The organism is Rhodococcus sp. 05-2255-1e (genome assembly GCF_002259025.1).
GTDB lineage: Bacteria > Actinomycetota > Actinomycetes > Mycobacteriales > Mycobacteriaceae > Rhodococcoides > Rhodococcoides fascians.
Map to the genome: position 1 here is coordinate 1 of NZ_NOZE01000008.1, position 3,861 is coordinate 3,861.

At 61.7% G+C, this 3,861-nt stretch carries 4 protein-coding genes; 1 reads left to right on the plus strand and 3 read right to left on the minus strand.

All coding sequences use genetic code 11. The features are described from left to right. Positions 1–127: 127 nt before the first annotated feature. Complete coding sequence (gene def / locus CH262_RS03315; RefSeq protein WP_094716901.1) at positions 128–694, plus strand: peptide deformylase; 567 nt, start codon at positions 128–130, stop codon at positions 692–694. A gap of 383 nt (positions 695–1,077) precedes the next feature. Here def and CH262_RS28395 read toward each other — a convergent pair whose 3' ends face one another. From CH262_RS28395 to CH262_RS03330, 3 genes are all read right to left on the minus strand, one after another. Continuing rightward, complete coding sequence (locus CH262_RS28395) at positions 1,078–1,770, minus strand: GNAT family N-acetyltransferase (protein WP_373453761.1); 693 nt, start codon at positions 1,768–1,770, stop codon at positions 1,078–1,080. A gap of 120 nt (positions 1,771–1,890) precedes the next feature. Beyond that, positions 1,891–2,358, minus strand: a complete 468-nt coding sequence (locus tag CH262_RS03325; protein WP_094716902.1) for a GNAT family N-acetyltransferase — start codon at positions 2,356–2,358, stop codon at positions 1,891–1,893. A 75-nt stretch (positions 2,359–2,433) separates the two neighbouring features. After that, positions 2,434–3,645 (minus strand): IS110 family transposase, encoded by a 1,212-nt coding sequence (locus CH262_RS03330; RefSeq protein WP_094716903.1) that lies wholly within the window; start codon positions 3,643–3,645, stop codon positions 2,434–2,436. Positions 3,646–3,861 lie beyond the last annotated feature (216 nt).

The following is a 3,861-nucleotide window of genomic DNA, read 5'->3' on the forward strand; positions in this document are numbered from 1 at the left end:
CGAGTGCTTCTATCAACTTCGCAACACGTAACTGCGAAAACGTTCGCGAGACAGGCGCGCGTTGGCGAGCACATCCGAGGTCCCACATCGCCCCCCGCTCAGACGTCGACGTGGGACAATAAGTGCCATGCCTGTCTCTGAGCTCATTCGTCTCGGCACTGCACGACCGATAATCCGTTGGGGCACTTCAGTTCTTCACACCCCAGCCCGACCAGTAACTGATTTCGGCTTAGAGCTACAGGAACTACTGGCAGATATGTTCGCGACCAACACTGCCGCTGATGGAGCCGGTCTGGCTGCACAACAGATCGGCGTCGATCTGGCGGTGTTCATCTACGACTGCGGCGACGAGACGGGGCGACGGCAGACGGGCGTGGTCTGCAACCCGATCGTTGAACTACCAGAACGAAATAACAGACGGCTCATCGAGTTCGGGGAAGGATGCCTGTCACTACCCGGCGCGTGTAGCGATCTCGCCAGGCCCGAATTCTCCACCTGCCTCGGCCAGGACCAGTACGGTGATCCGCTCGAACTGACTGCCGGCGGCACCCTCGGACGCTGCTTTCAGCATGAGACCGACCACATCAACGGCACAGTGTTCGGCGACAGGCTTTCGACACGTAAACGCAAGCAGCTCTACCGCGACCACGAGGCGGTCTCCACTCGCTATGGAGCGAATTGGCCAGCGAACTAACTTGCTGCTGCTACCAACTTCGCGCCGTGCACCACGGTAAGTGACGCAACCAGATAGCGGTCGTTATCCACACGGCCTCGGCTACTGGTGCCACGCAAGGGTTAGCAACCACAGGGGAGTACATGGAGTGGACATCGCCGCCTAAATGTCCGATGGTTTGCGCCGAGAGGGCGAACCGTGACCGCACAGGTATATGACGGCGGCGCAGTGACACGAACTATCGAACTCCATCGCTCAGGTCTCCGCATAATCTACCCAGACACGATTTCGCACAACATGTCTGGTGGACTTCACCTGTCGGCGGCAGCCCTGCCTCACGCTTATGTCCGCGGTGACTGATTGCAAGATACCGCTTGAGGCGGCACGTATGGCCCGATGATCATCTACTGAGAACCCGCCGGAACGAATCGCAGCACGTTCGTGTCCCGACGAACAAAGCCAACCGACTCGTAGAGCCGCAATGCCGATACCCGAGACGACCGGGAGGTCAGATCAACCGTGCGGAAACCTCTCTCGGTTGCCAACTCAGTGATCCGTTCCAGGAGCAACCTCGCGAAACCCCGACCGCGCGCCTCTGAATCGACTACGACGTCCTCGACATGGCCACGTAAGCCAGACAGCAATGGGACCGTTACAAATGTCGCCATTGCAGCAATCTGCCCATCCACCCGCACAACCAACAACTCAGTCGCGTCATGTCTGAGGACCTCGCCAAGTCGCTCGCGATCGACCGTGGCAGTGAGCGAAACCTGACTCAGCAGACGCGCCACAGCAGCCATGTCGGCCTCATCCGCTGTCGACAGCAATTCGACCTGTGAATGCGCGCACACAACGGGTGACCTTAGCCTGGCGCTGACACGACGAAGGCACTTCCCTGGTCGAGGGGTACGCCGACTTCCCCGTCCCCACAGCACGACCCCCGGTGTCGTCGACCTGATGACTATCGCTGCACCTCTCGAACAGACGCTCATTGCAGCCGAGCTGTCCACACCAAGTGCCGGCTTGCCGCTCAGGCCGCGGGTAATGCGGCTTCTAGTTGCCGGGCAGGGGTGAAAAGTCGTATTGCTTTTCAGCATGGCGTAGAGACGTTGCTGCGCAGGCGAGCAAGACCGCTCGCACCCCACCGCGCCGGTCTCTGCCTCGCCGCCACCCTCCACAGGCTCACGACCAGCCCAGGGCGCAAGGATTAAGGGGGTTCAAAGCCGCTTGCGCATCTTCACACTTGTGGTTTCATAACCGGCTGACTCGTACATCCCGCGCGCGACCGCATTGAAACCGAACACGCTCAGTCCCAGCGTCCGCGCGCCCTCCGCCCGTGCATGGTCTTCGGCGAGCTGCATCGCTGCTCGCCCATAGCCCTGGCCTCGATGCTCTGGCTCGACTACGACATCCCACACCCACCACGAGCTGGCGTCGTCCGAGTTGTCGCGGCCAATCCAGAGGTACCCGACGATCTGGCCGGTGTCGTCGACGAGGTCGAACACAGTGTTACCCGGGGTGGGAGCACCCGCTGGGAAAGCACGCTCGAGGGCATCACTGGAGTGCTCTTCAGCGGCGCGTGACGTCTCACCTGTAGCGATCAGGTCCGTCTCGTACTCGCCCTGGCTCCGTTTCAGCCATGAGGGAAACCGTTGAAGAGTGATCGGGACGAGTGTGATCGACATGTCGCCAGTCTGACAGCGGCCTCGCGCCGACCCTCCACAGGTATTTACAAACACGCCCTAGCCCGACGTGTCTCGTTAGGCAGCGATCGCTTCCGCGCCTCGTTGCTGCGACGGTCGGTACTCGGTTCCGCTTGTCAGCATGGCGTGCAGGACATTGCTGCGGCGTCGAGCAAGGCAGATGAGGGCTGATCGGTGGTTTTTACCTTCGGCTCGCTTGCGGTCGTAGTAGGTCCGGGAGACAGGGTCTTTCAGAGCGGCGAACGCTGAAAGATACATGGCGCGTTTGAGTCTGGAGTTACCACTGTGTTGTCGATGCTCGCCTTTGATGGACGTTCCGGAGCGGTGTGTCCGCGGCGCTACCCCGGCGTAGACCGCGAGCGCACCTGCGTCCCGGAATCGGCCGATGTCAGTGATCTCGACGAGCATCGTCACCCCGGTCCGCACGCCCACACCGGGTAGCGAGGACAGGATCGCGCCTGCCGGGTGTTCGGTCAGGGCCTGCTCGAAGTGCGCGGCCAGGTCTCGGCGCGCGACGCGGACGTCCAGAAGCTGCCCTGCAAGGTGTTTGATGACGACATCAGCCTGTGCTGCACCGGGCACACTCACGGTCTGTTCGGTGAGTGCGCCAATGATGCTGTCGACGATCTTGTTCCATAACCGTGGTGCAAGAACTTGCGCGTGCGAATCGATGTCGCGCCGCGGTGCAGCCGAGAAACCCACCGGTCCGCCGAACTTCGCGAGCAGTCCTGGTCCGATCGGGCGGTGCAGCTGCGCGCCGATAGCGCGTTCGAGCGCCGGGTGCACCGACAACAGGACCGAGCGCAGTCGGTTGATCAGCCGATTCTCGTCGACGGCAAGATCGGCGTCGAAGCCAGCCAACACGCGGAGACCTTCCACGAGGTCACTATTTTCGCCAATCGGCAGCAGTGTGTCCGGGAGCGTGCGGGCAGCGTCGGCGATGATGAACGCGTCTTTAGCGTCGGTCTTTCCGTTGCCTGGGTACAGGTCGGCGATTCGTCGCATCCTCAGTCCCGGTAGGTAGGCGACGTCGATGCCGCAGTCACGAGCCACCGCCACGGGCAGTGCGCCGATGTTGCGGGGTTGGTCGACGATGACCAGTATCTTCCCGTGACGGGTCAAGTCAGTGAACAGTCGCCGCATCGCGGCCTCGTCTTGGTGTACCTCACTCCCTGTGAGGCGTTCGCCGTCTCGGTTCAGCGCGACCGCGTAGTGGCTGGTCTTGCCGACGTCGATGCCGCAGAACACCTGGTAGCTGCTGTTGTTCAACGTCTCCCTACCTTCGGTTTGTGGTGGTCGTGGCACCGTTCCCGTCACCCACGTTATGCAGACCCGTCGTTGTAGCCATGCCTCTATCAGCGGTGAATCGGTGCCTACCGATCCGGCGGCATCACTCGCCGAGACCTGAAGTCGGCCGGTGGCCTGTAAGCCATACCGGATCGGTCGACCCGCCCCCGATGGTCAGGGGCTGGGAAGAAGATAACG

Coding starts and splice junctions, on each gene's coding strand:
- def (WP_094716901.1), top strand. CDS start 128: ATGCCTGTCTCTGAGCTCATTCGTCTCGGCACTGCACGACCGATAATC.
- CH262_RS28395 (WP_373453761.1), bottom strand. CDS start 1,770: ATGCTGAAAAGCAATACGACTTTTCACCCCTGCCCGGCAACTAGAAGC.
- CH262_RS03325 (WP_094716902.1), bottom strand. CDS start 2,358: ATGTCGATCACACTCGTCCCGATCACTCTTCAACGGTTTCCCTCATGG.